Genomic DNA, 2488 nt, shown 5'->3' on the forward strand with positions numbered 1-2488 from the left:
GTTTATGGTAGGAGTATCTTTTTTAAAAAACATTGTAGTATTATTTTGATAAAAGCTAGAATTTATTTTTTCATTACTAAGATTAAGAGCAGAGTCAAACCAAGAAGCAACGAAATTTTGAGCTTCGGCATTTAATCTTATACTACCATCTTCTTTTGTTATATAATTTGTATAAGATCTGAAATTTTCTTGCAAACTTTTAAAATTTTCTTGACTTAAATTAATAGCTATTAAATTTTTATTTTTGTCTTCAAAAATCACTTTTATCCCATCCATTTTTTCGCTTGAAATTTGCAAAGGAGTGGTATTTTCATTTTTTAATTTAACAAGCTCTTTTTTTTCTATATGCAGGTCTTGATAACTTAATAAAGTGTTTTGAGAATCAATCCTAGTAAACATAAATCTTCCTAAAATTTATTTGCATTTAGCAAATAAATTAAGACGACACATTCGCCTTTGATGATTGTTTAATAAAGAATTACATTTTTCAAGTTTTGTTTCAAAATCGGAGCATTTTTTAGATATATTTGTTTTGATATTTTTAAATTCTGCATTTAAAAAAACTACGCTTAAAACGGCTAAAACTAATAATTTTTTCATTTTTGCTCCTTTTAAGTTTATAGCTTTATTCTATATCGATTAAACTTAACTATTTTTTAACTTTTCTTCTAAAAAATATTTTATTTTTTCTTGAGAATAATTTTGCAAAATATAAATTTGTTTATTAAGAAGTAAAAGATTAATAAGATTCATAGTTAAGAGTAAAAAACCTAAAAGTATTAAAAAACAATTAAGCATATTAAAATGATTTAAAATTGCAAGTGTGATAAAAAATACATTTAAAAAACATAAAAAGGCAAAATTTAATAAATGATTTTTTTTTGCTTTTTTAAAATTGTTATGATTATTTGAGTAATTATTAAAAAGTATGATTTTTTTCCCAAGATTTGAGATTATAATTTCATCATTTTCTTTAAAAATATCAGGGTTTTTATCACTATAAATAAAACTTTCATCATAAGAATTTAATTTATCTTTTCTAGCTTTAATTTTATAAAAAAAGTTTTCTTTTTTTTCTAAAATAATTTCTTTTATTGTTAAAACCCTTAAATCTGTTTTTGCATATAAAAAAGTATCAAAGCTCATAAATGCCATAGCTATCTTCTCCTAAATTAGCTTTAAAAAGTGGGTTTAAATTTAAAGATATTTTGATGTTTTCTTTATCATTTAGTGTTGAGCTTTGGAAGATTAAAAACATATCTATTTCATCTTTAAAGGTCTTTAAAAAACTTTCTCCGCCCTCATACATTATAAATTTTGTTTCTTTTGGAATATGTGTATAAATTTTGCGATTTAAAACTTTAAATAAAGGGATATTTTTATCAAATTCTTCTAAATTTTTATGAGTTTTTATGCAAATATTAGGAGCTTTACCTTTGCAAAGTCTTGCATCAAGTATGGGCTTATCCACTCTTATGGTATTGCCACCAACTACAAGAAGATCAATTACGGATCTTATTTTATGAGCATAAGTGCGACTTAATTCATTGCTTACTATTTTACCATAGGGCGAGCCATTCATAGAAAGAGCAAGTTTAAAAAGTTTAAATTGTTCTTTTTGCCATTTTAAAAAAGGTTTTAAAAGTTTTTTACCTTCTTCTTCTAAAATTCCAAACTCAACCTCAACACCTTGTTTTTTTAAATACAAAGCCCCATTACTTGCTATTTTATTTTCATCTTTAACACTTATAAAAACTTTTTTAAATTTAAGTTCGCTAAAAAGTTTAGCACAAGGAGGTGTTTTTCCTTGATGAGAACAAGGTTCAAGTGTTACAAAAGCTATACTATCTTTAAAAATTCCTTGATGATTTTTACAAATAAATTCGTGTAAAGCATTAGGCTCTTTTGGTAAAGAAATTTCAGGTTTTAATCTTTTAAATGCTTCGCTGATAGCATTTAACTCTGCGTGATTACATCCTGCTTTTTCGTGAGCTTTAATGCTTAAAATTTTTTCATTTTTATCTAAAATAACACAACCTACAGCTGGATTTGGGTAAGTTAAAAATTGATATTTCCAAGCTTCATTTAGAGCCAATTGCATATAAAAATTTTTCATTTTTTTAAAGCTTCTTTATCAATAACTTCAGCAAGCATTTTTGGCATTTGTTCTAATATAAAATTATAACTTTGTTCTTCATTATAAGAATCTAGTGAAAGCTTTAGTTTGATTTTTTTGCTACTTACTATTTTTCCTGTAATGGCATTAATAATTTTAAAATTAATAAGGGCATTAGCACTTCTTGTTTTTGTTATAAAAAAATTTGTTGTATTGATATAAAATTCATTCAAATTAATTACGATTAAAAAATCTGTAATTTGTGAGTAGATTTTGTTTTTATCTTTTTCATATTTTAAAAAATCAGAAATATTTAAAATATGGAATTTATTATCTATACTAAACAAATCAAGATATTTTTTATTTTGATAT

3 protein-coding genes and 2 pseudogenes are annotated in these 2488 nt (G+C 23.6%); all 5 read right to left on the reverse strand.

Annotated features, from left to right (window positions below; genetic code table 11):
• Positions 1 to 399: pseudogene (locus JG677_RS07750) on the reverse strand (hypothetical protein); the annotation flags it as partial.
• Between the two features lie 15 nt (positions 400 to 414).
• Positions 415 to 600 carry a hypothetical protein gene (locus tag JG677_RS07755; protein WP_200169321.1) on the reverse strand — a complete coding sequence of 62 codons (186 nt, stop codon included), beginning with the start codon at positions 598 to 600 and terminating at the stop codon, positions 415 to 417.
• A gap of 45 nt (positions 601 to 645) precedes the next feature.
• Complete coding sequence (locus JG677_RS07760) at positions 646 to 1155, reverse strand: hypothetical protein (protein ID WP_200169215.1); 510 nt, start codon at positions 1153 to 1155, stop codon at positions 646 to 648.
• Positions 1136 to 2116: a bifunctional diaminohydroxyphosphoribosylaminopyrimidine deaminase/5-amino-6-(5-phosphoribosylamino)uracil reductase RibD gene (gene ribD, locus JG677_RS07765; protein ID WP_200169216.1), complete on the reverse strand. Its 981-nt coding sequence runs from the start codon at positions 2114 to 2116 to the stop codon at positions 1136 to 1138. The genes JG677_RS07760 and ribD overlap by 20 nt, the downstream gene beginning before the upstream one ends.
• Positions 2113 to 2488, reverse strand: a pseudogene (locus tag JG677_RS07770) (hypothetical protein); the annotation flags it as partial. The gene ribD and the pseudogene JG677_RS07770, both read right to left, overlap by 4 nt.

The sequence above is a fragment of the Campylobacter sp. TTU-622 genome (assembly GCF_016598965.1).
In the GTDB taxonomy this organism is placed as follows: Bacteria; Campylobacterota; Campylobacteria; order Campylobacterales; family Campylobacteraceae; genus Campylobacter_D.